We start from the raw sequence: 25,550 nt of genomic DNA on the forward strand, positions 1-25,550 counted from the left end.
TTCAATTTAGGAAACAATTAAATATTTACCTTGGGTAAATTGGTCGATGGCAATTTCAACCGGAATTCCATTTTTGCGAATAAAATACTTGGATCCCCTTTTTTCAATTATGGGAAGATCACCACGATTTGCTCTCTCGAGCATTTGTTGAACGATGTCCAGTTGCGATGTAGGAAACGTTACCCGACTGCCGATTAAATTCGACTCAACGCCACGCATCTGCAGATAAGATTGAATTGAATGCGCCGTTTCCGAACTAGTCGCTTCAAAGCTCATCGTTTCTTTTTGTTCAGCTTCGAGATGGGTCACTTTTTCCTTAAATAACGTCTGATTATCTGAAACAAGTTTCCTTGCCCTCATCGATTCTTCCGGTGAGAGCTTATCAAAGTTAAGCCGGTGCTCTCCTCCAATGTTTTGTAGGGAATGAGGAACGCCAGCAGAGTGAAACAACTTAGAGAGCTTATTAGCATCGCTTTGACTCTTGGTTTTAAGATTAAATGCCGTCGCCTCTTCATCTCCGGGAGGCGTATAATGGATGCCGCTGGAGACGAGCGAATTAGAAATAGGGGGGTCACTGCGATCGGCTGATGGTTTGAGAGGAAAGGTTTCTATACCTAATTCATTAGGTGCGACGCTTTCTTTGAGGTTTCCTAATTTTAAGCTGCTGTTTTCATGGGCTGCGGAATTTGTTTTTGCGCCGACCGTATTAGACCAGGGGAGGTCAATACTTCGCAAACGCTTTGTCTTGGCGCTACTCCAATTGGAAATTTTCTGTCCTGTTGCTTCTAAATCATCGCCCCTTATGGCCATTCGATCGGATAAACCTTGAGGAAGGAACGGAATACGACTTGCAGCATTAATGACTCTTCCGGATAAGGAGACTGACGATCCTATTTGATTTCCCCCACTTTCCAAGGTATCTCCGCTACTATGAATTGCATTGACAAGACGCATAGACTGCTCTGTCGCTTGTATTATTAATGGCTTTGTCCAGAAAATCCAAAGAAGAGCGACAACGGCGTAGGTAATCAGACCGTTAAAAATGGCACGGGGGACTGAAGAGAGACTCAACCAAAGGGGGAGGCTACCGTTCCCTCCCACAAAGGCGATGGCACAGTCGTAAAGAACGACGATTGCTAACGCTCCAATGCTCTTTAAAACATTCATAAGCCAGTGATAGACTCCTTTAGGGCTAAAAGGTCTTGCGACAACGCTCAAGGTCGTGAACGGCAGAAAATTGAGCCAAAGGGTGGCCAAGGCACTTTGAATGATAATCAAAAACAGTCCTAACAATAACACAAGTTCCAGAAAGATGGACGGGCTTAGCGCATGCTGCAGAAGAAAGGGAATGATTTGAAAGACATTATTCGCAGCGGTCAGTTTAAGATTCTTTAGGTGAGTTAATATTCCGGCAAAATCATTGATGGCCATTGCTGTAGCATTAGCCCCATGGGGCGTTGCAACCCCAAACAAAGCGAGCAGAAGCCATAAAGGATCGGTGAGAGTATTTTTAGGATCCGCACCAATAGCCGCTGCAACCCCATTTAAAATCTTGGAGACAATGGGGTCATAAATTGTTTTGGCAATGATTTGAAGCAGCAGAGGAGACCCAATGAAGATCATAATACTCACGGGGGCCATGGCCCACCAAAACATACCTTCACTTTTCAAGTCCCTCAGGCGTGTCGAGTGAGTTTCCCCGAAGAGTTCAAAGAGGCCGAGCAAGACAAAAATAGCCCAAACCATTGTCCCCAGGACAAGAAGCCAACCAGGCGGCGTCCCCGCGTAAACCGCACTATGGCTTCCTGATAAATCTCCGGAAATCGGAGTCAGTGCCGTGGGTACCGACGTCTGATTAGGATTTTGACCGAGCAGCGATAAGACACTACTTGCGGCAGAGCTTGATCCTAAGACCTTAAACGCAGAACTGACCGCCCAGGTCCAATTGGTACCATAGGTCATGGCAAAGATTAGAATCATAAGTGAACCAAAAAGCCAATCATTGACCTGGCTGCCCATATCAGCTTGGTTAAGGACTCCGCTGATGACTTTAATTAATTGATCCATGCCTTGGATTGCATTCAAGTCGAATCCCTCTTTTCTAAGGAGGGCAGCTGCCTTTCTGGGTAGCCGAGCAAATAGCCCTGTCCATATTGGCATTTGGTTCGTTTGACGGCCTCCAGGTCCTCTTTGGTTTCGATTCCTTCAGCGACAACCTGGGCTCCCATCCGCTGGCTATGTTCAACTAAGGCTCTTAATAAACTCCACTTATGCTTGTCTTTATGACAGTTAACAATGAGAGAGCGGTCAATTTTAATAAATTCCGGCTGAATCTCAACTAAGGCTTTAAATGTAGCATGACCAGTCCCCAGGTCATCGAGAGCAATACGAAATCCTGCCTTTTTTAGGGCAGTGACCCCATGGAAATCAATTTCTTCCGGCTCTGTCACTTCCAAAACGACATTCTCGTGAAGAAATGGCAGCCAGCGTTTAGGATTCAGGGCCATAGGATGTAAATTGATAAATAAAGTTCCTTTGACCTGGGGTTGTATCTGCAAAATGCGATCACGGACCATATCCTCCAGGGCATCCAATTGCCCGAAATGCAGGGCCATGCGCCAAACATCCATGGGATTAAAGGTTGCTCCGGCTTCCCAGCGGGCCAGGGCCTCATAGCCAATGGCGAGATCCTCTGTTAACGACTTAACCGGCTGTAACGCCATAAACATGGGAATTTCTCCGCTAAATATCTGCGCTAGACGTTTTGGGCTCAGAGACATTTTAGGGTAACTCATAATCGTTCCTCCCCATTCAGTAATTCTTTGCAATGCTCAAGGATTCCCAGAATCCCAAATTGGCTCCCGTCATAAAGGAGGGTTCCCTCCATCCATTGACGACTGACCCAAACCGTTTTGTGCGTTGGGTTAGGGACCCTTACCATCTCTTTTGAAAGCATAACCATCGATAGATCAACGTCCGGCGGTGGCATCTGCTGGCCACCGTCAATCACGATAATTTGGTCGGGTGACCTAAGATGAAACAAAGCGACCTCCCACATGTTTAAAGGATCCGTAAACGGGCCGACCGGCTGTTTGAGAACCCAGACCCGCAAATTCCCTTCCGTAATCACGTGCTCAGGATGCTTACCCGGCATCTTCCGTAGCCATGATTTCTCCCAGCCCGGCCCGTCGCAGGGGTATTGTTGAACGAGGGAAGGTTTTATGAGATCACCATCCAGGAGCAATACTGGAAGACCCAGGGATAAGATTTGGGCCGTATGATTGGCCAAGTGGGTGACACCGGTTCCTGATTTTTCGCTCCAAAACCATAGAATTTTACCTTTTAACGATTCAATGACATCAACTGATAAAGGATTGGGCAAAGCCGGTGATCGGCCCTGGGGCGTTTCTTCTTTCGACCACTTGGGAAGGTTTTTCGGGAGCATTTCCGGTACCAGCTCACGAAATTCTTTAAGGTTTAGGTGCGGTATCTCCAGTCGTGGTCGTTCAAGGGAGGACAACACCGACGAGAGGGCTTGCTTGATACCATCAGTCGAAGGCTTTAAGGTACTTGAGGATTTAGGGGCGGTACGGGATTTCGCCTTTTGGAAATTCGTTTGCTTCTTTTCTAGCGAGACAGGTTTTTCTTTTTCATTCCAGGATTGGGTGAGGGGATCATCCATGATAATGGGGACTTCTTCTAAGGTTTGTTGATCCCATAGGGTTGGTTTAACGGAACGCCAGGGAATAAACTCCTGGGACATATCTACTTCTTGATGGCAGATTATCGCCGATTCATCGTTGTTATCTTTAGGGGGTTCCCCCCAGGTCGTAAATAGTTCTGTTGGGGAAGAAAGCTCTTCACTGTCAGTTTCATTGTCTCTATAGGCCGGGGGGGCGGGTGGCTCTTCAATTCTATCGCCGTTATCTTCCCAAATAAGGTCATTTGCAGCTGGGTTCGGCGCGTCATGAGCGTCACCTAAGGAGAAGGCATGGAGTTTTTTAATCAGGTTGCTAATATCATTGTTTTCGGGGACCCAGACAGGTGCTAACGAGCCCGGTAATGGCCTACGGGCAATAACAAGGTCAACTTGTGGCTGACCGTCAAGGCTGGTAGTTTCAGAGTAAACCAGAACACGCCACCCTTCGGAAACCGGAACGGTAATCCAGTCTTCCGACCATTCGCCGATGAGCGCCAGAGAGCGATCCGAGCGAAAAACCTTGATCCCGCCATGATGATTTTTTTTAATTTGATACATTGCATGATCGGCCATGGCCATGGCCGCAATGGCCGATTCTTCTTTACCGGCAGTATACAAACCGATTGAACAAGCTACCAGGATATCTCGGCCATGGATCTGAGCCATGCCCGTTATATTCTCAGCTCTGGCAAATAGGTCTGCTTCGTTCACTTTATGGGCTGTCATCACTCCATAAAATTCATCACCGCCGTAACGATGCCAAAGGGTATGGGGAAAAGCACTGTGCAAACGATCCCATAGTTCTGTGAGATAGGCGGTCCCTGTCGGGTGGCCGTACTTATCATTGATTCCTTTGAGTCCATCCGCATCGACCATAAGGATGAAAGCAGACATCGTCTGAAGTACCCTTGCAATCGTTTCTTCACATTTTGTTGCATCTGGTTTTGGTAAACTCATTGTTTCCGGGCCTCCTCACGGGTACTCTCTCCTTGTTAAATGGGGCTTTCTGGCATCTGGGCAATCTTTTTAAAAAACCATTCACTAAAGAAAAAGGTGATGATTCCTGCGACCGGATTAAGCCAGAAAAGGCCTAAGAGGATAACCCAGCGCACGAGATCTTCTAAGGGGGAACCGACTGGTACGCCGAGTTTACCAGGAAACACTTTCACTGGAATCCGAAGAGGCCAGAAAAAGAACACGGGTACCGTGTTGAGGGTGTCAATAAGATCATGACTAAAGCAGCCGATGACAAACCCTACTTGCCACCCTATTCCCATAAGAGCAGAAACCCAGAATGCTAACGCAGGAAAACGAATCAAAACAACCAATGCGGTAAATATTCGGACAAAAAGCGTACCAATAGCAGGTGCTAAGAACCAAGCACCTACTATAGCAATCCAGGAATGGGCGGGTCCTCTATGATGCAGATGCAGTTTCTCAAGAGGTTTACCCACGATGGGAGCATACTCCAAAACACTTTCTGTATGCATCGCTAATTGCATACCGGGTATTCGTTTGGCAAGTAAGGCTTTCGGACAATCCAGGGCATCGGGAATCAAGGCTCCAATACCGGCTCCCACTAAAAGGGATAAGGTTATATTGTTAGGGACAGAGACTGGCCCTATCCATGAGGGGAACGTGACATGACGCAAGTAGATAGGGCTCAGAATCGCTAAAGCTTCGGCAAAGACTATATGCGTTTTCGCTTCCATAAAAAAACACCACCTCTCTTCAATAGAGAGGTGGCAAACACATGACAAGAAACATATTCTTCATACGGTTTATTTTGTAGGGACCGTGATACCCGCATTAATTTTGTTATTAATGGCCTGTCCGAAGTTTATAAGGAGGTTGATGGTACCGGACCAGCTTCCGGATAAGAAAAAGCCTACTAGAAACATGCCTACGACAAATTCACCCAATGCAAGCAGCATGACACCACCACCGGATACCTCCTTACCAAAAAATCCACCGACTTTTATCTTATCATGTTTTCCTCTAAATACATGAAAAAGAGATACCAGGAGTGATATTGCACCTGCGGCGATGACAAAAAAACCAATGGCACCCATAATGTACTGAAGTATCACCATACCAATTTGGGCTACTGGATTAGAACTAACATCAATGGCATTAAACGTAGGAAAAATGTCCACCGCTAACATCGGAAAAGCATTCACAGTTAAAATCTCCTTTCTCCTCTAGATATTGATTTGTGATTTAAAATGAAGAAGGAATAGATACAATTTGTTCAAGAGGCTCATGAAGCTTCCACCCAATATGGCTCCAGTGCAAATAATCCCAATGAGGAAAATAAGCGCGTACGTAGAAAATTTCATGGTTCCCATACCCGTTTTTACTGGTTTCCCAAGGAAAGCAAGCAATAGGTTTTTTAAAAAGTGGACGGAAGCCCACCCAATTAAGGTAAAGCCGATAATACCCAGGAACCATCGCCCCACGTATAGAATGACGGCTGTCAGGCCATCGTTTAAATCAACTCCTCCCCACACGTAATAAATCCTCCTTTTTTATGAATTAAGAGAAAAACCATCTCTTATGAATGAGGTGGCAATCCCTTGACACGCTCCCATATTTCAGCTTTGTCATCGCTATACACCCTATGCCATCCTTTGAGCTGATCCATTTGCCAGGCAACTGGCGTATTGGGGCTCCAACAAACCCATTCACTGGTCGGGGCAACACGTTCTAAAAAATTGCTCACCGGCATCAATCCTTTGTACATATCGAGATACTCTTTCCACCATGGGAAACCTATCCAGATATTACGTCCGTCAGCCATTGGGCTAAGACCATACCATTCTAACGTTCCTCCCCAATCATAACGATTCACGATATGTGAGGCATGATGCTCCGAAAGATATAGGGCTGCCCCATTTTCGGGAGGAAACGTAAACGGCTTTTGGGCATAGAGGGTTAAATATACTGCAAGGAATAGCGTCCAGATGACGGGAACAAGCTTAATTACTTTTTTAGGAAACGGTAATGGAACTGGACGTCTTAATGGCAAATACTTTGGTATTAAAACGATGGCAATGAGTAAAGCATAAGGAAGGAACCGAGAAGCGACGAGTCCTGCAACGGTACTGATAACAAGCCAGCATTTGTCTCTTCGGTTGGTGGCCTTCGGCAAGATCACAACCCACCCGATACCTAACATAAGTAGGGAAAACAAAAACGGAAGCATATGAAAATTCGGAGACATCCATTCCATGATCGTATTAAAATTTGAAGCATACGTCTGTTGGAAGATAAAATCAAACCATGGCGCGATTCCCCCAGGACGAAGAGCTAACAGACAAATGGAAACAATAATAAGATAAGGGTACTGGTTTTTACGCCAGTCTTTGAAGTTTAGAAAGAGTTGTAAGACCAGCAAACAAGCCCATAACACCGCAGAACCATGCATGTTGCTCCAAAGCGGAAGTGCCAAGGTCATGAACCACAGGTATTTATTGGACTTCGTTTGAAGGGCTTGGAGAGCCAATAAGAAGAAGAGATACGAGGCCAGTTGAGGACGCATTTCTGCAAAAGGGGCTAGAGATGTTGCGAAAATGATAAGGATAATCGCCTCCCAAGAGCCGGTCTTCCGTTCTTTAATGAAGTTGTAGGTTATGAGTGCCAATAGAGCCGCGAATATGATCGTTCCGAATAAGCTAACAAACGTCCAGCCGTCTAACTTATAGAGAGCACCCGCGATGATGTCCCACAACCACTCCGGATCGCTCCAATACATACCCTGTGCTGTCCATGTTAACGTATTGGTTAGTTGAAGTTTATGGTGAACTACCATCCAAAGGCCATTAACGACGTGCCAGGAGACATCGTTCTGCCAACCAAAGGTATTTAGGGCATACCTCTCGATACTGAGACTAAAGATCAGCGCGAGCAATATTGGCCAGGTTTGTGATAGTTTAACTTTGGGACTCATTAGTAAGCTCCTTACACTTAAATCCATAAGCCTTTTTTCGGACGGCCAGGGCGACTAGTTCCTTGAGAGAACGAGTGATAACTTTCGGAGAAAGCCCCGTGGGATGACCGTATTGACGCAAGAGATGGCGAACGGCAAATTGACGAACCTTGGCTCCTTGCCTTAAAGCGGAAGCAAATAATACCGGATTGATTGTTGCTCCGCGAACGGACGGCAGGTCATCCGGAATGAATTGAGATCGAATCGCCTTTAAACCGCAGTCGACATCCTCTACCTCCGGCGTTCCTAGGGCAACCCGACATAACGTGTTATAGACTCTGCTTATGACCTTGCGACCGATCCCTTCAGCTCTACGTTCACGAATGCCCCACCAGAGATCAATGTCAGGCTCTAACCACGGCTCACACCGAAGCCAGTCACTAAGTTTTAACTGTCCATCGGCATCCATAATCACAAGCCAATGGTCTGTTTTCCATACGACCATTTCTGATACTTTGGCATATAGGATTCCGGCACGCACAGCTCCGCCAAATCCCAGGTTTTCTTTTAAATAGATGCCAGTTAAGCAGTTGTTTTGGATTGCAAGAGTGCTAATGAGTTCTGCTGTACGATCCGTCGAGCCGTCATCCACGGCGAAGATGTGGTACGTTAACCTACTGTGTTTAAGCTCCGTCATACATTCATTGATAACCTGCTGCAAGTTTGCTTCTTCATTGTAGGCAGGTAATATGAGTGAAACATGCATAAAAGCCACCCCTTTCATTGATGAGATGGCAAAGACATGACAAAATAGGATCTCGCAATGTTTAAGTGAGATCCTATTTTGTCAACATAACGGTATTTAATAATTTAATATAACCATCCCTATTCCTGGTTACAAATCTCGCGAGTATCTTCAATATATAAAAATCTTTGACTTTCAGCCGCATCCATATCATCCAAAAACCGCGATAATGTGGTCATTCCGTTTTTGCTCATTTTATTGAAGAGAAAATCCGTCCAATCCTTATGAGACCATCCCGCATGAATCGTTGTTATCACCCCAGGATGATCGGAGACTGTCAACATAATTCCGGCAGCCTCATTGTCTCGAATTTCAGAACTACAAATTCGGTCTGGGGGCATTTTAAGAGATTGCTTGATGAGCGATTCTAAAAGGGGGGCGAGATCCTGATCATTTGCCTCATGGTAATATTTCCATATCTCTTTTTCATTTAATCTCTGATAATCAACGATTCCGCACTCAGTAATTTCGCAAAAGTACACTCTTTTATTTCCTGGTGATACCGAAAGAACTTTACATGTGGCATCTTTACTAACTCGGCTGTATAATGTCCGACCCATCAGACTCTCCATCGTCTTCTCCTCCTATTGATTTTAATACCACTTCAATACTTACTATTTATTTCTTAGCAGGTGCCGGGACCTCGGATTTTTGGCTAGGCAACGTTAAGATTGTGTCAAGCGCCTCAAGTATCTTTTGAGGATCTGTAACAAGCTGAGTTTTCCCAGAATCGTCGGTATAGACTAGCGTTGGAACTTGTTGCACGTATGTCGTCGGCGGTCCTACTTGAATGGCTAATGGTAACGAGATTTTGTACTTTTGTTCAAAGGCTTTAGCATCTGCGATCGCCTTGCTTGCATCACTTGTCTTAGAAAACGTACTGACCAAAACTAGTGGTTTGTGGATACCGACGCCCATTTTTGTTAGTTTATCTTGTATCTGAGGAATTTCTTGCTGACACTTTTCACACCAAGGGGCGAAAAAGAGAGCTGGTGTTACTTGAGTATTCAGATAAACTTGTTTCGATTCTTCTCCCTGAGTCGAAAGAACGGGGATTAAATGATAATCTGCTTGTCCCGTAACGCCCTGAACCGGAATCCCAGCCAGCTGACTTGCCGAAGATTGCTTACTGTGCCCAAATAATAGGCTTAAAAGAGTTATGATTAAAACAACTCCTAAAATGATGAGTAAACTAAGTTTTTTTCTATTGATGTTCATGAACATCTCTCCTATCCTTTATTAAAATTTGGTCTAGGTTAAGACAAGATTTAATAACCAATTAAAGATCTGATCGCCTCCAAAGAATGCGATACATGCACCAAAACTAAGATATGGTCCAAAGGGGATCTGTTCCCTTAGGTTTGCTCGTCGCGCTAATACCATCGCTACGCCTACGATACTCCCCATGAGGCTTGCTACAAAAATGGCTAATACAATCTTCGGATACCCGAGCCAAACCCCTAGAGCAGCCAGATATTTAGCATCCCCGTACCCCATTCCTTGGGGACGGACCTTAGAAATAATGTAAAATACTCCTCCCACCCCGAGGGCTGAAATGAGGTTGTTCGACCAAGTTGGGCTGTGATGGATGAAGGTATTTAGGAAGCCAATCCCCAGAAACGGCAGGACTAAGGCGTCTGGTAAGCGCATGGTGAAAAAATCTATGACACCAAGCGCCACCAAAAAAACGATAAATATCAGATTCCAAAACAATTTTTTTGCCCCTTCCTATGGTTTACTGACTTGGATTGCTTGGATTTCCCGCACCAAAGATTGGTGGATTGTAGGCATTTGTTCCAGCCCCATCTTGTGATTGTGGTGGGACGCTCTGGGTAGGTGGTGTCGTAGCTCTAGCCCCAGGGGATACGTTATTTTGGTTTACAGGAGGTGTCTTAACGCTTGGAGGTACTGAAGTCACGCTAGTGCCTAAATTCGAAGGGATTGAGGAAGTTACCGGGTTTTGAACCGATGAGTTGTTTCCTACATTGATGGGATTATGCGTTAATGGTGTTGCAAAGGGGTCTCTTACAAGGACCACTTTCCCGGCGGAAGCTTGTACTAAGCTCGAAGCCAGATTTCCAGGAACGGCTAATTCTACAGCTGCAGGGACACTAGAACTGTTGCTCCCTGTTTGTCCTTTCGTATGTTGTGCCGACCCGTTGACAACATCAACAACGCGAACCCCCTTGAATTCAGGCAACGACTGCATTGACTGAGTCGCCGCATTCTTATTAGGATCATACTGAACTATAGCGTCAACCAGATCACCAGGAGTCACTAAACCAGAGGTTATGAGATTTACCCCCATCCATACACCGACTTCACCCGCATATAAACCGTCCCGTTGAGGGTCCTTGGCCACCAGACTCTTTACAAGAGGCGTTCCGGCCTTAACTGGGAGGGCTAAGGCCAAACCTTTTGCATCATTATCGGACGTGAGAATATTGGGAGGAGCTGCTCCTTTAATTTGGATATCTTTTAGGTCATTTTTTTGCAGGATCGTTCCAGCCTGCAGGTCTGTGGCAACTGTCACGATGGTTGTCTGCTTTCCGCTGCTGATAAACCCTGTCAGGTTATTTAAAAGAAATGCTCCAACACCCACAAATAGTGTTAGCGCTAGGAGCTTTTTTCGGGATTCCCGAGTTACCGTCATCCCTTTAGATAAGAAATCCATAAGCTTCAAATAAAAAACCACCTTCCTATTTTGTTCTTCTCCTCAATAGGTAGGTGGCAAATCCATGACAATATATTTATTACACGATATTGGTTGCTTTGAAACTTAACCCCGTAATGGCTTTACTTTGCCGGATCATTTTATTCACAGACAACATTGTCGCAAATCATAATTTGTCGCTTGTTTCTCCATCGTGCCATTTTTCGAACGGCCTTAGCGAGTTCATCCGGGTGAGACATTACATAGCGTGCCGTGGTTGTAATATTGGGCATCCCATTCTTTTTGAGATGGCCTGCTACTAAAGCAACGTCTGTAAGCTTCATACCACTGTTAAGCAGATCTGAGCAATAGGTGTGTCTAAGAGTATGATATGTGAAATAAAAACCGGCTTCATCACGTAATTTTTCAACGATTTTCTGAACTGCACGTGTTGACAGTTTCTGTTGATGGCGTTGAGAGATAAATAGATACTCATTCGAATTAATTCGCCCAGAAAGATATTCTTTGAGAGTTTGTACTAAATCGGGAGCTATTGGTACTGTTCTAAATTTAAATCCCTTCCCTACGCGAACATAAATTTCCCCGCCTCTTTTTTTTAGATGTAAATCTGAAATTTTGAGATTGGTTACTTCAGAAACCCGAAGACCAGCACTAAGGCCAATTTCAATTAAAACTTGCGTTTTAAGATCTTTATTTTTTAAAATAGACCTTAAATTGTCAACATAATGCTCACTTAAACTTTTTGGAGCTAATAGAGGTTCTTCAATGTACTGAACCTTAGCGGCCGGATTACTACTAATATGCCCTTCTTCTTTAGCCCATCTGCAATAAATACGAATAACTTGCAAGGATTTATTAATGCTTGATGGCTTTTTCCCGGATATAACTGCTAAGTAATTCCTGTAATCTCGGACCAAACCGGCTGTTATCGTTTCAGGGCCATTAAATTTTATTTCTCTCTCAAAAATCCATTTAATAAATTGTTTTATAATACGCAAATACATTTTTGATGTTTTAAAGTTATAGCCTTGATACTCATCCATCCATGTTTCAAATTCATCCCATTGTTCATATTGCACTTCGATACCTCTTTAAATCCTGATCTAACTTTATTTTTTTCTCTTATGACTTGGGATGTATTCTAAAACATCAGATACAGTACAGTTAAGAACTTCGCAAATTAAGTCTAGATGATCCAGGTTGATTCGTTCTGCAAGTTCGTGATAATAATCTCCGATCGTGCTCGGGCGAATTCCAGTTTTTCTTGCTAGATCAGCTTGTGTTAATCTTCTTTCTCCTAATAATCGAGATAAATGAATTTTAATCATGTTAGAAACAATCCCTCCACTCCACTCAAATTCGGGGGAATTGTATCATTATTGGTTAATTTGCATTTTGATTTGTGATATTATCACGAATTTAGTTATTTTTTATATTAAAAATTATTACCGATAAGCTCTTATTCCGATTCATATGCGAACCCTATTCCAGGGGCTACAGTGACCGTTTCTGGAGGCTTTGGAGCGAGCGCAAGTGGGACTACAAACAGTAATGGCTATTACAATGTTTCGATTAAACCATCGAACGTTGGTGGCCCATTTCCTCTTAGTTTTGCCGTAACGAGCAGTTATGGGAACTTTAATACGATCCAAAATAGCATCACAGTAACAACTCCCATCGCCGTTCCTGTGCAAGATGTACTTCAGGGAGTAACGATTTCCGGCCAAACGGGGACCATGCCCAATATGGCAATCGCTAATCCGAACGGTATGGGTGCCGGCAGGAGTATGTCTTTGCAATACTGGACCGGTGGCGGATCTACTCTATTCCTTAAACCACAAACCGGTTATTATGATGGTATTGATACATGGACATATTATACAGACCCTAATTTAACGCCGAGTAATATAAAATCGGGCGTGAGTATTTTTGGGGTTACGGGAACCTACAGCGGAGGAACATCAACTCATGGTTCACAATCTTGGACCACACCAGGAACATATTATTGGACTGTTCCTGATGGTGTTAATTCTTTGACTGCGGCTATTACCGGCGCCGGAGGAGGAAGCTCCGGGGGGGCTACTACTGGTAGTCAAGTTGCATATGGCGGTGGCGGTGGAAGTGGGGGGACTTATATAGGCCCCGTGCCTGTAACACCAGGTCAGATTATCGTCATTGTTGTTGGTACTGGAGGAATAAGTAAAAGTGGAAATACATTAGTTTATAGTCCTGGTGTTTTTGGTGCTCAAGGAAGTAACGGCGGCGACAGCTCTGTTGCTGGTGTTGTTGGGCATGGGGGCACTGCAGGAACTCCGGGAATGTTCGCCAGCGGATGGTTTCCGGATAATGGGAGTGGTGGAGTCGGTGGAGCCGGTGGTGGGTACGGATCAAATGGCCTAAATGGTTCCAATATGGGAGTAGGAGGGCAATCCACTTTCCAAGGGCTTGGATACGGAGGCTCTGGTTATAATGGAGGAAACGGTAAAGTCACAATTCAATGGTAGTGTTGTATAGAGACGATTTGCAAAACCCTATTCTACATCATCAAAGAAATTTCTCAGTAATTCTATTAGGTAAAAAGAAAGGGCTGCTCAGTTTCTGAGACAGCTCTTACCTTTTATAATCGCCTATTTGATAGTTTATCGCTAACGTTTCACCGTTCACACAGCACAATATGGACCGTCTCAAATCAAGTACATTACCCGCAAAATGGTACAGTTACCGATTCGTATGCGAACCCCATAAAAGGGGCTACAGTTACCGTTTCCGGGGGCTATGGTGCTAACGTGTCGGGGACAACAAACGGCAATGGATACTACAATTTAGCTATCACTCCAACGAATATAGGAGGACCTTTTTCCCTTACTTTCGCAGTGACAAGCAGTAATGGAAATTTTAACACGATTCAAGGTAGCATAACCGTAACGAACCCGATTGCCGTTCCCGTTCAAGACGTTCTTCAAGGAGTAACAATCGCGGGGCAGACAGGCACAATGCCAAATATGTCAACAGCTAATCCTAATGGCATGGGAGTTGGCAGAAGTCAGGCCCTCACATGGTGGACGGGCGGTGGCTCGACGATATTCCTTAAGCCGCAGCAGGGCTATTATGATGGAAATGATACTTGGACATATTATAATGATCCGAACCTGGCACCTGGGAATATTAAAAATGGAGTCAGTATTTTAGGAGTTACTGGAACAGCACAGACATTGACAATTAATGCCGGAGATGCGATTGCGTCAGAGTCAACCACGGTACAGCAAAATACCTCTAGCAATTGGGTACAATATCAAAATATGGGGTTTAGGATAAATACACCGGGGACATATAGATTAAAGTTTGACATATATGGACCTAGTGGTGGAACTAGTGCATACGGTCAGGTACGAGTAAACGGCACAACTGTAGGAACAACCTTTAAATATGTCTGTTCTTACCCTCCAAGTGTTTGGGAAACCATGCAAGAGGATATAACCCTCAATGCCGGAGATTATGTGACACTATGGTTTTATGCGGACCCATATGTTGGATACCCCAATTCCGAAGTCCGTAATTTCTCTCTATGTTATGGAGTAGCCAATGCCTCTAGCTTAGGTTCTTGGCAATAGTATAAAGGGATAAATGATGAGGGCTGTCTCAGAACATTGAGACGGCCCTCATCATTTATCTAATCCTCCTCAAAGAAAATCTAACCATGGATTCCTGCTCTTTTCTTTACCATGTTATTATTACCTCACCTGATGTACCGTTACTGCCACTTGTCCAATCATTCATCCAAGTGCTATAACCACCTCCAGTACCACCATGACCATAAGTGCTTAGAGCCGTTCCACCAACACCGCCACTAAGGTTTCCTGAACCGGACTGACCTGTACTTCCTGCACTACCTGAACCTCCAAAAGTACCGCCTCCAGAACCGCCTGTCCCACCGGAGCTAGTATCGAGACCGCCTGTACCCCCACCGGCGACATAACTTCCGAATGATGATTGCGTACCATTTCCTCCGTTGGAGGGTGTGTACGTAAAGAGGCCCGGTATACCAACACCAGAACCGCCAACACCACCACTGCCAACGGTAATTGGATAGTATTGACCTGACGACACTGGGATAGTATCCATATATATCCCACCGGCACCGCCTCCGCCTCCTGCCGTGCTGCCCTGGGAGCCGCCCCCGCCTCCGCCGCCTCCAACTACGATAACTGTGACTTGATTAACACCTGCTGGAACAGTAAATCCGTATGATCCGGGAGTTGTAAAGCCTTGTTTGCCATGTGGGGAAGATCCTGTATAAGAACCGGTAACACCGAAAACAGAAATACCCGATCGAATATTACTGGGGACCAAATTCGGATCATTATAATATGTCCAAGTATCATTTCCGTCATAATAGCCCTGCTGCGGTTTAAAGAATATCGTCGAACCTCCACCTGTCCACCATGTGAGGGCCTGACTTCTGCCAACTCCCATGCCATTAGGATTAGCTGTTGACATATTTGGCATTGTGCCTGTCTGCCCCGCGATTGTTACTCCTTGAAGAACGTCTTGAACGGGAACGGCAATCGGGTTCGTTACGGTTATGCTACCTTGAATCGTGTTAAAATTTCCATTACTGCTTGTCACTGCGAAAGTAAGGGAAAAAGGTCCTCCTATATTCGTTGGAGTGATAGCTAAATTGTAGTATCCATTGCCGTTTGTTGTCCCCGACACGTTAGCACCATAGCCCCCGGAAACGGTAACTGTAGCCCCTTTTATGGGGTTCGCATACGAATCGGTAACTGTACCTGAGACAATGGGTAAGGGTACCGGATTACTAGCTGTCCACACTTGTGTCGTGGACGGCGAGACCATGGCAATGACCTGTGCCGGAGCCCCTGGAGTAACTGTTATTCCGACTGTTCCGACAACATTATCATATCCGGATAAGGTTGCTTTTAATGTTTGAAGCCCAGCTGTTGTTAAGGTGGAAACTCCAACGGTAACATTCCCTTGAGAATCCGTTACTGCCGAGGTTGGAGTCAGAACCGAATTGCCTTGGGGACTCTCAGAAAACTGAATTGTCTTACCTTGAACAGGATTCCCATTGGAGTCTTTGAGTGTGAACGTTACATTTCCAACAGCTTGTCCGGCCTTTATGCTATATTGGCTTTGACTTGGGGTAAGTGTGTAAGCAGCTGTGCTAAGCACCTGAACTCCAAGGCTTCCTCCTACTAGCGAATTCCCTGATCCGTCCGTCATGGATAACGTCTGCAATCCGGGTACCTGAAATGTAATTTCAGCCTGAAAGTTCCCTGTGGATGCAGTCGTCACCGTTACGGGCGATGGCAATGAAGTTGACGTCACTTTAATAGTGGTTCCAACTGCCACTGGATTCCCATAGCTATCAAGGACTGTCGCGGATAACGCCATATTGGATCCCTGATTGACGGGAGAGGGTGCTCCGGCAAGACTCGAAACTTTATAGGGTGCCCCAGGGCTTACTGTGAGACTTGCCGTCAAGGAAGTAACCGGCCCAGCTGCCTGGGCATAAAATTCTTGGTTTCCAGCCACTGTTATCGTGGCCGTTGCACTAAAATCGCCATTGGCATCCGTCGTCACGGTGGGCAACGAATCCGTTGCGTCCGTTTCTGATAAGATGGTCACGTTCGTGGTAGCAGCCGGACTTCCATAAGGTCCCGTGACTCTGCCAGAAAAGGTCACCGATCCTCCCGCTGTAACCGTACTCTTAGAAATTTGGAAATTGATTGCTTTTTGATTACCGGCAATAACATTTAATGATTGAGTCGTTGAGGCACTGCCCGAAGAGGCAGTAATGGTGAAACTGCCGCCCAGTAAAGATGTAACGCCATTGGGAACTTGTGAGTAAAAATTACCGCCGGTTGTCGTGACGATGGTCGTTGGTATATCGGCGCTGTCTGAGGACGATAGTTGAACCTGAGTTCCATCAACAACGGGGTTCCCAAATTGATCTAATGCGGTGCCAATGATTTGTAGACTCTGACCAACCTGAATCGTGTTTGGCAGCTGTAAGGTTATCGTACTTGGGGCATTCGGTATGACTGTTAGCGTTGCGTTCGCTATGGCAATCCCACAAGTCCCTCCAACCGTTATCGTTCCGGGTTGGGTGAATGTCACAGAGGTTGAGAACTGACCATTCGCATCGGTCGTAATATTGTGAGCAATGCCTCCTCCAGATATTAAGACCTGCGTGCCACTGGGCGCTGGGCTGGAACCGTACAAGACAGTTCCTGATACTCCCACGGGATCATTGACCATGACCGAGGATTTATCCACCTGCAGAGTCATACTCGTGGCTATATTCACCGGAGCTGAGCCCGAATCGGATCCTCCTGATGCGGTTCCACCCTGGGTTCCGCTAAACTCAGTGGATACGGATGCAACGCATCCGGAATTATCACCGGTTGCACCAGGAATATACTGGCTCTGCTCACTGGGTACGCTGACTTCATAATATTTGTGCCAAATGATCGCCTTTGTTGAGGGAGCGTAGAGATCAAAGTCATACCCTACCGTTAAGCTCAATCCGGTACTTCCCATAGCCTGACGATTGGTTGTAGTATTCAGATATACTTTGTTCGGATCTAATAGGTTTTTCTGTAGATACGATGTCAGCTGATTTTGAGCATTCGTGGTTAGACAACCATTGGCCACCAGGCTGCGATCAACAATTTCACCAGCGTGCGTCAAGGTAGAAGACATTCGAACGGCTAATAAGCCATAAGTACAGCCAATAAGAATCATTAGACTTAATACCAAAACAATTAAAAATTCAACATAACCTGAAAATCCACTATCGTTTTTTAATTCTTTGGGTAAACGAAGTTTCACCTATCTCCCTCCTCTCATGACTAGAAGGGAGGCTTTAAAAGCCTCCCTTCGTCGTTGCTTAAGGTGTCGGCAGTGCGGCCAACGCATTGGTTATATAATTTGAGAAGAAGTCATCAATTTGATTGGGAAATACATGATAAATTCCGACACCAGCGACGATAACTATGGCAAGGATAATTAAAATCGTTAACCATTGATCCATTTTTTTACCTCACTTTCAAATTTGCGTTCTATATACCCATAAAATAACTTAGGTAATGCCTGAATTGTTCCGGGTCCACGGTATAAAGAAAAAAAACGGCAGCAATAAAAATTACAATACTAACTGGTAGTAGACTTATTGGAAACTCATCTCCTCCCATGTTATACACCTCTCATTTTAGGGTTTTTGAGGTTGTGCGAAACCATAACCTATTGGAAATTCACGTAGATAGTTGTGAAATTTTGGGTTTTACCCTCTCCCCCTCTTCTACGAATTTGGATTTTATAACCACATTTACTCACTATTTAGGTGGCATTCCCATGACATCCTCAGACTCGATGAGATTACATTTGAGTAAACGGTGTAATGATGATCACCCAAAGGAATGGGATGATCCAGACAACGGTTGAGATTAAGCCCACTGCTCCCAAAAATGTGATGGAACCGGACATTCGTTTGGTGCGGTATTTTGCACTTTTCGCAGCAATCCTGGTTAGGTGTTCACCCATATCGCTAAACGGGTCTAACGGGGCTCCGTCGGGATCTGTAGGAAGTCCCTCACGATGGTAGGTTTTTAGGCGCAGGATCACAGCACTCATACTTCGATCATTGATTCGGTCCATTAACCGGTCCAAGCATTCAACGATGGGCTTTCTGGCAGACATTTCACTCACGAGTCGTGTCCATTCAAGTTTCATATTTCCGTGGAGAACCGGTAAAATAGTCGTAATCGCCTGAGGTACGGTATCCCCCATAATTAAGCGTATTTTAAGCATGGTGATCAACTTCCCGATATCCGCGACGACACTGTCTTTCCATGTGTTATAGTTGAGGTAAGACTTGGCAAAATAAATAAAATAGCCAAAAATTGCCCCTATAGGAAAGGCTGCTAAACTCCAAAACCCGCCCGCAAATAAGACTGCCCCGCCTATCGCCCACAAAGCCCCACGGCTCCAATACGATGCCAAAGATATATTCATGGTGGCCAAGCGTTTTCGTAATCCTTCTGACGAGATTTGATCAATGGAATTGAAGAAGAATTTTTTTAACGTATAATTCCTTTCACGTCCAAAGACTTCCGCACGACGGGCATCATTTTGGGAAATTCCTAAGCGAATGAATGTGTAGAGCGATAAACTGATGCTCGAGATTAAGGCATAAGCTGACATAGGTTTTCCTCCTTCCTCACGCGAGTCTATATCGTGACGCGGAATCGAGATAATCGTCTGAGACCGCTAAAAATGATGAAGGTTGCAACGGATGAGGCAACAGGTACCCAACCCATGTGGCTGGGAATCTCCCGCCAAATGTCCGGCAATCCAAACCGATAAACAAAGGGACCGGCCAGCGTGATACCCAGAAAGAAAAGCAGTAAGCCCATCCAGAGACTGATTTCACCTTTTAAGTCGGCCTGTATTTCTTCCTCCTCCTGGAATTCATAGTCAAGAATTTGCAAACCTCTGCCCCCGGTACCCCCTGCCGTTTTAATGGCGGCGATTACATCGGCATAGAAATAGAAGTTTCCCATGTCCACGTTCTTGGCCATGTTCTCCGTGGCCTGTACAATCGGTACCATCCCGGCCACTTCTTCTCGGTACTGCTGGGTTATGGCCTGCATGGGGGCATCACGCATCAAGAGACTGGCAGTCTCTTGAGCGTCTGCGAGGGTTTTGCCGCCTTGTAGCATGTCGGCAACGGTACTTACAAATAGGCTCACTTGATTTCCGAGGGCATCCAGGTGACGAGAGGCCCGTTTTTCAACCCAAAGTCCTGGAAGTTGATACCCTACTAAACTCATAACGATTCCGGCACCATAACTTTGAGTTATGAGGAGCCAGGCAATGCCAACGGCAAATGCGGAGATCCAGGACTTTATAAACAATGTATAGGGAGAGCTTCCCAAGACTTTTAAGCTTTTCAAGGTCACCTGGTTTCCTTTTCGAGCTCTCTCTTCCAGTTTGGCCCTTCGTAACGCTTTCCTTTGAGCAATCTCTTCGTCATTTTGTTCATTATTTAATGGTTTAAACCGCAGATAGGCTGCCAGGGCTAAAGCTAGGGAACTTATCCAAGTAAGCACTTTTTACTCATCTCCCCGGTACCCGTTAACTCGTGAATCAGGCCGGTCTTTCCAGGGAAAACGGGAACTTCATCCCCTTCTAAACTCCATGTTTCACGTCGCTCCGGTTCAATATCATCAACCCATTGATACGTGTCTGTGTTTTTATCCCAGCGGAAAATATCTTTGAACTTAGGAACGTCTGGATTGTCCAGAGAATTGACTTCGACCACTCGCGAGATCCTTCGCCGTCCATCTCTTAAGCGTTTGATAAACACCATAATGTGAACCTCTTCATGAATAAAGCGCTCTAAAAATTCCTCACTCATGTTATAACCGGCTTGTCTCATTCGCATGATTAATAAGAAGACGGCTTTTCCAGGAGTACTGGCATGCATAGTGGTAATCGGGCCATCGTGACCGGCTGCACCCGTCATTAAAAAGACGGCGGCCTCAATGCCCCTGATTTCAGAAACGCACACTCTGTCCGGACGTTTTCGCATACATTCCTCAAAAAGCTTGACCATATCGATTTTCTTCTGCCCTTGTGTAAAGGTTTGTAGGCTTAAGAATCTCTTTAAGTTGGCATTTGTTTCCCTTGTATCTTCAATCATCAAGGTTCGCTCTTCTGGATCGAAGCCATACTCCATTAACATCCGTGCCACCGTTGTCTTTCCGGTACCTGTTGCTCCAAGAATTAACATCGTGGCCTTCCCTCGGGCGGCGGCAAGCAAAAACTGAGCGAGTGCGCGATCTGCGCTTCCTGCAACAATATAGTCATCCGGAGTGTATTTTTTCGTTTGTATTACACTTTTTCGGATATTCACTGTAATATGTTCGGTAATCGGTGGACAAGTCGCTTCGACTCGTTCGCCCTGAGATAATTCAACGTTAACAAAAGGATTTGACTGGTCCAGTTTCCGTTCGATTTTCGCTCTGCGCATGAGCTGATCGGTCCAGTTTTGCAGGTCATCATCATCTCTAAACGTTGGATCGTTCTCAACCGGTGCCTCTTCCCCTACGCGATATAGCTTTCCTCCGATTTCAACATCGATCGCCCAGGGGCTGTCGATAATGATTTCTGTAATTTGGCTATCGCGCATGTATTTTTCAATGATCCCGAATCCAAACAGTCTTTCTTTCATTTGGGTTAATACTTTGTCCTTTTCTTCTCGTGTCAACGACTTTTTATCCAGGATTATCTGGATCTCGCGCAAAATTGCGGCTTCATTGACTTCTTTATTCAACAAGAGTGACCCGTGCTTTTTTAGTAACTCTGCCTCAACCTCTTCTTGGATCGTTTCAAACAGTGATTTTTCTTTCTTGTCTGGTTTCTCCTTGGTTTCGGCTTTGCGTGCACTCAAGGCATGCATATCACTCATATTGACCGTACCCGTTTCCGTAGTAGACATGGTGTTTAAATCAAATCGTGGCATAAGACAACTCTCCTTTTCATTTCGTTTGATGTTAATTAAATTCTTTAAGTTCGTTGGCTATATTTCTGGAAATTTCTATTTTCTCCATCACATCTTAGGTATAACTGAAGTAAGGATATTAAATCTTTGACAAAAGAACATATAGGTGACGGCAGCCCCTAGTCCGAAGATGAATGCAACGTGTATTGAACCATCACCGCATATCATTTGATGGCCGCCAAAGGTTATGGCGAGGCCGACGAGTACTATTGAAATCAGAAGAGGGAGCCACCAATAAACAACTAAAAATGCCCACATGATTATCTCCTTTCAGAATTTTAGGAGGATAAATTCTTAATAACATTCTTTAACATCCGCCATCTGAATACCAGACGTTTTTACCCTAGTAACCTTTGTAACCACCCCCGTTTATTCTTCTGAATCGGTCGTTTTGCCATCAGAACTGGTGACGGATTATCCATCCCCCCTAAATTTAGATTTTGATAAATCGTGCGCCATGGAGAATCGTTTGGAATAACAAATCTTCCTTTATTGATGATGCGATCATAATGCTCTATTTCGGCCGGTACGACTCCAAGAAGTGGGATTCCTAAGGAATCTGCCATTTCCTGAGGGTTTAGCCCGTGGTTTTCAGGTACTTTATTAACGATAAGCTTGTATTTCTGGGGCAAATCCTGCATTTTCTGAATCTCGCGACATAGCCTCAAATGTTTATCCATGGCATCCATTAACACATCCGTAGGTTCTACTACGACAATGACGTCATCCACTTCATTCAACACGGAAAACGTCATGACATCGCGAAGCCTTGGCGGCAAGTCATAGAGGGTCAGGGCAAAGCGAGACTCTGTCCATTCATGAAGGGTATCAACGCTTTTATCATCACACGTTAAACCATCAACGGTTCCGGTCATAGGGACAACCTGGATTCTTCCCACCGTCTGCACGATTTTCTCCATTTCTTGAGCAAATAGATGAGGATCTTCCCAAAGTTGTTTAGCCATAGAATCCAAACCAATCTTGGCGGGCATTTTTCCCAGGTACCGAAGCACCCCTCCTTTGTCCTCATCGGTTTCCACAATCCCGACATTCCAGCGATCCTGCTCGGCCAGTTTGGCAAGATGAACGACACCGGTCGTTTTCCCGACTCCTCCCCCTGGCGACCATATGCCGATCCGACGGTTTTTTCCTTTCCCTGAGGCTGAAGGATTGGCGTCATTGCCGGAATCATCCCACTCCAGCATGTCGCCTTGTGCATCACTCGTTAGGATATTTTCTTGATTCATCCAATCTCTGATACATCCCGGAAGGGCTCCGGTCAGAGGTCTTACTCCCTCAAACCGTTCACTCACCGGGACCGATCGGCTCCCATAAAGTACTGCGACTTTCGCTGTTTTACCCAATAGGACAACCTTGTCCCATTCGCTATCGGCAATATCATTCCGAGCAATGATATAAAGGGAGGCATCGACCGCCTCTGCTCCGTCTAAGGTCTTTAAGGGGACTGTAGGAATATCGAATTCGAATCGTAAATAATTGTCGAGCTTTTTTCTGAGTTCATCATTTGAGATTGCTAATGCTATGCGAAACTCTATCAATGCTGACACCTCCTCGTTGATTAGGTGGCAAACCCTTGACAAGGCATTTTTAAAACACCTTGGCTTTGGGTGCCGCCAACAACTGCTTGATTAAGGGATAAATATCTTTCCGGATTCCATCCTGAGGAGACCCGCCCCGTTCTAAGGCATAATACTCTTTGCGCCGATTCATCAATTCGGCACTGACTCTTAAACCGGTTTCATACGTAAATTGATGTTTAAGACTTGACTCCGATTGGCTCAAACACCAAATTACCTTATTCCAACCAACCGCCATGCGCCAGGTGTCAAAGCGAACCGCTGCATCAACTCCGGAGGCCGTTCCTCGAGACAGCGCTACGATCCAGTTCGCTTGTTGTAGGGCAAGGCGAGCTAACATTGGTTCACGGTAAGCACCGGCATCGACAATAACGAAGGCTGCCTGTCTGCGAGCCCATTCAAATAGTTTTCGCCCGGTTTCTTCATCCCAGGTTCCCGAAACATCAACTTTCGATCCGGAAGTGGGAAGGACATTTAAGCCTGTGACTATAGGGATTTGACGTTCTTCAAGTCGATAGATCTCCTCAGAATTACGAAGAACAACCGTATCCAAGCCCGCCTGAGATGGGCTTTTCCCCAAGAAGCGCAGTAAACTGCCACCGGTCGGAGAAATTTCTAAAATGAGTACTCGAAAGCCCTCTTCATGGATGAGACGACCGAGGAGAATACTGGTGCTGGTTGTTCCCACCCCTCCTTGAGTTCCCCACACGGTAATAATTTGTTGCGTGGCAACAACGGTCTCTAAGGGTGGACCTCCCTGCCCCAAAAGCCGTGCGAAGAATGATTTGCGCTGACGAATCGTTTCTGAATACCGGTTATCGTCCTCTTTTGTTCGCTCATCGCTCCAAAGAACTTGCTGAGCTTCACAGTTAACGATGGTGACCTGTAGTTGGCCTTTCTGTTGGACACCTTCGCATTCAATCGCGACGGAATACGGTCCACCCACGGGTAATTTAACTCGGGTATTATTAAAAGCAGCTGTAAATCGTCCGGAACTGCTTGCCGTTACATTTACTGGCGTATCGGCAATGGTCACTGTAACAAGGGCATTAACAAAAGGTTTGTGACCTTCCATGACAATCCCTGACACTCGAAATGGAGTGTCACGAGAAATGCTGATAATATCTTCGATCTGTTGGTTTTCTAAAAGCAGCTGCAACCCTACAAAGTAAGGATTTTCCGGCATCCTTTCTTCCTCCTTTTTGATCTAATCCGATTCATGTGGTGATCTAACGGCAAGGGCCTGACGGTAAGGACTTTCTTAACCCCTCCCCAAGTCTCTGCGATGGTTGATGCGGCAATACAATTACGTGCGTAGCAATAGCGTTTGACCTCAATCCCCTTTCTGGCTCCAAGATGTCCCAAACGCACAATGACGCTAAAGCATTTCATGACCACTCCTCCTTTTCCTCAAGCTCTTGAGGTTTCCAATAGATATCGAGTACGATTGGTAATCCGAATTGATTACGAAATAACGCGATTTCGATGAGGGAAAAGTATCCCCAGACCGATTCAACGTCTGAGATGATAAGACCATAACAAAGATCCTTACCGTCAAATTCAGTGACGTACCAGGCGTTGCTGCTTTGTGGGTCCCTAAACTTTACCCAAGCTTTCCTGGTTCCATGGCTAATCGTGGGGATTTGAACACGTATCGCTCCGGGAATTTGGTCCATATTAAGCCTCCTTTCAGGGTTTTATTTAAGAGCCACTTTGTCGTGTGGGATTCCATTCGTGAGCTGGGTTATAGAAGGTATTAGAGGTAATCGTATCTTTTACCGGAATCGTCCAAGTGACATGGTTTGCAGGTAAAATGCCCTGCAAAACAGAAAGTTTTAAATTCATGATGATAAAAAGGCTTGTCCCTGGGACAATTCCTTCAAACCCTGACGGTGCCGGGTCGCCCCGATCGCTTTCACTAAACATCTGAAAACTTTGAATGCTGTAGCTGCTCTGAGGCCATTTCGACAGATACTTGGGTAAAAGTGTTTGGAAATTCTGTTGAACATTCGCCTGAAGTGCCATATCCTGTCCTCCTTGAAGGTCTGGTATAACGACTTGATCAAGAGCCTGGCGTCCTGCAGTTTCCACAGCATTATGAAGACTTGATACCGTATTATGGACATAGGCAATTGCCCCAAACACTGCCGTCAATATCAACAGCAGGCCAATACAGATTAATCCAAAAATATAGATTGAGCCTGCCCCTTTTTCTCGTTGTTCTCGGGGCATTTGCAGATAGTTATGAATCATATGAAAT

The 25,550-nt window shown here is 45.3% G+C and carries 26 protein-coding genes; 2 read left to right on the forward strand and 24 right to left on the reverse strand.

Annotated features, from left to right (window positions below; translation table 11 throughout):
• Window positions 1-6 precede the first annotated feature (6 nt).
• From DESACI_RS19435 to DESACI_RS19500, 14 genes are all read right to left on the reverse strand, one after another.
• On the reverse strand, window positions 7-2,085 hold the full coding sequence (locus tag DESACI_RS19435) for a hypothetical protein (protein WP_014828922.1): 2,079 nt from the start codon (window positions 2,083-2,085) through the stop codon (window positions 7-9).
• Window positions 2,082-2,795 (reverse strand): EAL domain-containing protein, encoded by a 714-nt coding sequence (locus DESACI_RS19440; RefSeq protein ID WP_014828923.1) that lies wholly within the window; start codon window positions 2,793-2,795, stop codon window positions 2,082-2,084. Before DESACI_RS19440 ends, DESACI_RS19435 begins: the two co-directional genes overlap by 4 nt.
• Window positions 2,792-4,657 carry a GGDEF domain-containing protein gene (locus DESACI_RS19445; protein ID WP_014828924.1) on the reverse strand — a complete coding sequence of 622 codons (1,866 nt, stop codon included), beginning with the start codon at window positions 4,655-4,657 and terminating at the stop codon, window positions 2,792-2,794. Before DESACI_RS19445 ends, DESACI_RS19440 begins: the two co-directional genes overlap by 4 nt.
• Window positions 4,658-4,692: 35 nt before the next feature.
• Window positions 4,693-5,412, reverse strand: coding sequence for a metal-dependent hydrolase (locus tag DESACI_RS19450; RefSeq protein ID WP_014828925.1), 720 nt, complete (start codon window positions 5,410-5,412; stop codon window positions 4,693-4,695).
• Between the two features lie 69 nt (window positions 5,413-5,481).
• Entirely contained in the window at window positions 5,482-5,880 is a 399-nt protein-coding gene (locus tag DESACI_RS19455; protein ID WP_014828926.1) for a hypothetical protein, read from the reverse strand.
• Between the two features lie 21 nt (window positions 5,881-5,901).
• Entirely contained in the window at window positions 5,902-6,210 is a 309-nt protein-coding gene (locus DESACI_RS19460) for a hypothetical protein (RefSeq protein WP_014828927.1), read from the reverse strand.
• Window positions 6,211-6,254: 44 nt separating this feature from the next.
• Window positions 6,255-7,649 (reverse strand): hypothetical protein, encoded by a 1,395-nt coding sequence (locus tag DESACI_RS19465; protein WP_014828928.1) that lies wholly within the window; start codon window positions 7,647-7,649, stop codon window positions 6,255-6,257.
• Window positions 7,633-8,394: a glycosyltransferase family 2 protein gene (locus DESACI_RS19470; RefSeq protein ID WP_014828929.1), complete on the reverse strand. Its 762-nt coding sequence runs from the start codon at window positions 8,392-8,394 to the stop codon at window positions 7,633-7,635. The genes DESACI_RS19465 and DESACI_RS19470 overlap by 17 nt, the downstream gene beginning before the upstream one ends.
• A gap of 119 nt (window positions 8,395-8,513) precedes the next feature.
• On the reverse strand, window positions 8,514-9,005 hold the full coding sequence (locus DESACI_RS19475; protein ID WP_014828930.1) for a P-loop NTPase family protein: 492 nt from the start codon (window positions 9,003-9,005) through the stop codon (window positions 8,514-8,516).
• A gap of 46 nt (window positions 9,006-9,051) precedes the next feature.
• A complete protein-coding gene (locus DESACI_RS19480) occupies window positions 9,052-9,651 on the reverse strand; it encodes a TlpA family protein disulfide reductase (RefSeq protein WP_014828931.1) in 600 nt (199 codons plus the stop codon).
• 33 nt (window positions 9,652-9,684) lie between these two features.
• On the reverse strand, window positions 9,685-10,146 hold the full coding sequence (locus DESACI_RS19485) for a prepilin peptidase (protein WP_014828932.1): 462 nt from the start codon (window positions 10,144-10,146) through the stop codon (window positions 9,685-9,687).
• Window positions 10,147-10,168: 22 nt separating this feature from the next.
• The gene (cpaB, locus tag DESACI_RS19490) at window positions 10,169-11,107 is read right to left on the reverse strand and encodes a Flp pilus assembly protein CpaB (RefSeq protein ID WP_148271339.1); all 939 of its coding nucleotides are present in this window, start codon (window positions 11,105-11,107) and stop codon (window positions 10,169-10,171) included.
• A 140-nt stretch (window positions 11,108-11,247) separates the two neighbouring features.
• Window positions 11,248-12,186, reverse strand: a complete 939-nt coding sequence (locus tag DESACI_RS19495; RefSeq protein WP_014828934.1) for a tyrosine-type recombinase/integrase — start codon at window positions 12,184-12,186, stop codon at window positions 11,248-11,250.
• A gap of 30 nt (window positions 12,187-12,216) precedes the next feature.
• Entirely contained in the window at window positions 12,217-12,435 is a 219-nt protein-coding gene (locus tag DESACI_RS19500) for a helix-turn-helix domain-containing protein (RefSeq protein ID WP_014828935.1), read from the reverse strand.
• A gap of 171 nt (window positions 12,436-12,606) precedes the next feature.
• Between DESACI_RS19500 and DESACI_RS23205 the strand changes: the two genes are divergently transcribed.
• Together DESACI_RS23205 and DESACI_RS19510 are read left to right on the forward strand one after the other, a co-directional pair.
• Window positions 12,607-13,611 (forward strand): hypothetical protein, encoded by a 1,005-nt coding sequence (locus tag DESACI_RS23205; RefSeq protein WP_014828936.1) that lies wholly within the window; start codon window positions 12,607-12,609, stop codon window positions 13,609-13,611.
• Between the two features lie 282 nt (window positions 13,612-13,893).
• On the forward strand, window positions 13,894-14,718 hold the full coding sequence (locus DESACI_RS19510; RefSeq protein ID WP_014828937.1) for a hypothetical protein: 825 nt from the start codon (window positions 13,894-13,896) through the stop codon (window positions 14,716-14,718).
• Between the two features lie 106 nt (window positions 14,719-14,824).
• On the opposite strand, the gene DESACI_RS23210 is transcribed toward DESACI_RS19510, so the two are convergent.
• From DESACI_RS23210 to DESACI_RS19560, 10 genes are all read right to left on the reverse strand, one after another.
• Entirely contained in the window at window positions 14,825-17,959 is a 3,135-nt protein-coding gene (locus tag DESACI_RS23210) for a beta strand repeat-containing protein (RefSeq protein ID WP_014828938.1), read from the reverse strand.
• Window positions 17,960-18,017: 58 nt separating this feature from the next.
• Window positions 18,018-18,161, reverse strand: coding sequence for a hypothetical protein (locus DESACI_RS24635; RefSeq protein ID WP_014828939.1), 144 nt, complete (start codon window positions 18,159-18,161; stop codon window positions 18,018-18,020).
• A gap of 344 nt (window positions 18,162-18,505) precedes the next feature.
• On the reverse strand, window positions 18,506-19,330 hold the full coding sequence (locus DESACI_RS19520) for a hypothetical protein (protein WP_014828941.1): 825 nt from the start codon (window positions 19,328-19,330) through the stop codon (window positions 18,506-18,508).
• Between the two features lie 26 nt (window positions 19,331-19,356).
• Entirely contained in the window at window positions 19,357-20,238 is an 882-nt protein-coding gene (locus tag DESACI_RS19525) for a type II secretion system F family protein (RefSeq protein WP_014828942.1), read from the reverse strand.
• The gene (locus DESACI_RS19530; RefSeq protein WP_014828943.1) at window positions 20,223-21,653 is read right to left on the reverse strand and encodes an ATPase, T2SS/T4P/T4SS family; all 1,431 of its coding nucleotides are present in this window, start codon (window positions 21,651-21,653) and stop codon (window positions 20,223-20,225) included. Before DESACI_RS19530 ends, DESACI_RS19525 begins: the two co-directional genes overlap by 16 nt.
• 377 nt (window positions 21,654-22,030) lie before the next feature.
• Complete coding sequence (locus DESACI_RS19540) at window positions 22,031-23,251, reverse strand: nucleotide-binding protein (protein WP_014828945.1); 1,221 nt, start codon at window positions 23,249-23,251, stop codon at window positions 22,031-22,033.
• A 49-nt stretch (window positions 23,252-23,300) separates the two neighbouring features.
• Window positions 23,301-24,476, reverse strand: a complete 1,176-nt coding sequence (locus DESACI_RS19545) for a CpaE/TadZ family protein (protein WP_014828946.1) — start codon at window positions 24,474-24,476, stop codon at window positions 23,301-23,303.
• Window positions 24,452-24,682: a hypothetical protein gene (locus tag DESACI_RS19550; protein WP_014828947.1), complete on the reverse strand. Its 231-nt coding sequence runs from the start codon at window positions 24,680-24,682 to the stop codon at window positions 24,452-24,454. The genes DESACI_RS19545 and DESACI_RS19550 overlap by 25 nt, the downstream gene beginning before the upstream one ends.
• Complete coding sequence (locus DESACI_RS19555) at window positions 24,679-24,966, reverse strand: DUF2958 domain-containing protein (protein ID WP_014828948.1); 288 nt, start codon at window positions 24,964-24,966, stop codon at window positions 24,679-24,681. The genes DESACI_RS19550 and DESACI_RS19555 overlap by 4 nt, the downstream gene beginning before the upstream one ends.
• 25 nt (window positions 24,967-24,991) lie before the next feature.
• The gene (locus DESACI_RS19560; RefSeq protein ID WP_014828949.1) at window positions 24,992-25,543 is read right to left on the reverse strand and encodes a hypothetical protein; all 552 of its coding nucleotides are present in this window, start codon (window positions 25,541-25,543) and stop codon (window positions 24,992-24,994) included.
• Window positions 25,544-25,550: the final 7 nt, after the last annotated feature.

The sequence above is a fragment of the Desulfosporosinus acidiphilus SJ4 genome (assembly GCF_000255115.2).
Classification (GTDB): domain Bacteria; phylum Bacillota; class Desulfitobacteriia; order Desulfitobacteriales; family Desulfitobacteriaceae; genus Desulfosporosinus; species Desulfosporosinus acidiphilus.

Coding starts and splice junctions, on each gene's coding strand:
- DESACI_RS19440 (WP_014828923.1), bottom strand. CDS start 2,795: ATGAGTTACCCTAAAATGTCTCTGAGCCCAAAACGTCTAGCGCAGATA.
- DESACI_RS19470 (WP_014828929.1), bottom strand. CDS start 8,394: ATGCATGTTTCACTCATATTACCTGCCTACAATGAAGAAGCAAACTTG.
- DESACI_RS19500 (WP_014828935.1), bottom strand. CDS start 12,435: ATGATTAAAATTCATTTATCTCGATTATTAGGAGAAAGAAGATTAACA.
- DESACI_RS19545 (WP_014828946.1), bottom strand. CDS start 24,476: ATGCCGGAAAATCCTTACTTTGTAGGGTTGCAGCTGCTTTTAGAAAAC.
- DESACI_RS19550 (WP_014828947.1), bottom strand. CDS start 24,682: ATGAAATGCTTTAGCGTCATTGTGCGTTTGGGACATCTTGGAGCCAGA.
- DESACI_RS19465 (WP_014828928.1), bottom strand. CDS start 7,649: ATGAGTCCCAAAGTTAAACTATCACAAACCTGGCCAATATTGCTCGCG.
- DESACI_RS19475 (WP_014828930.1), bottom strand. CDS start 9,005: ATGGAGAGTCTGATGGGTCGGACATTATACAGCCGAGTTAGTAAAGAT.
- DESACI_RS19445 (WP_014828924.1), bottom strand. CDS start 4,657: ATGAGTTTACCAAAACCAGATGCAACAAAATGTGAAGAAACGATTGCA.
- DESACI_RS19560 (WP_014828949.1), bottom strand. CDS start 25,543: ATGATTCATAACTATCTGCAAATGCCCCGAGAACAACGAGAAAAAGGG.
- cpaB (WP_148271339.1), bottom strand. CDS start 11,107: ATGGATTTCTTATCTAAAGGGATGACGGTAACTCGGGAATCCCGAAAA.
- DESACI_RS19520 (WP_014828941.1), bottom strand. CDS start 19,330: ATGTCAGCTTATGCCTTAATCTCGAGCATCAGTTTATCGCTCTACACA.
- DESACI_RS19450 (WP_014828925.1), bottom strand. CDS start 5,412: ATGGAAGCGAAAACGCATATAGTCTTTGCCGAAGCTTTAGCGATTCTG.
- DESACI_RS24635 (WP_014828939.1), bottom strand. CDS start 18,161: ATGGATCAATGGTTAACGATTTTAATTATCCTTGCCATAGTTATCGTC.
- DESACI_RS19480 (WP_014828931.1), bottom strand. CDS start 9,651: ATGAACATCAATAGAAAAAAACTTAGTTTACTCATCATTTTAGGAGTT.
- DESACI_RS19530 (WP_014828943.1), bottom strand. CDS start 21,653: ATGCCACGATTTGATTTAAACACCATGTCTACTACGGAAACGGGTACG.
- DESACI_RS19555 (WP_014828948.1), bottom strand. CDS start 24,966: ATGGACCAAATTCCCGGAGCGATACGTGTTCAAATCCCCACGATTAGC.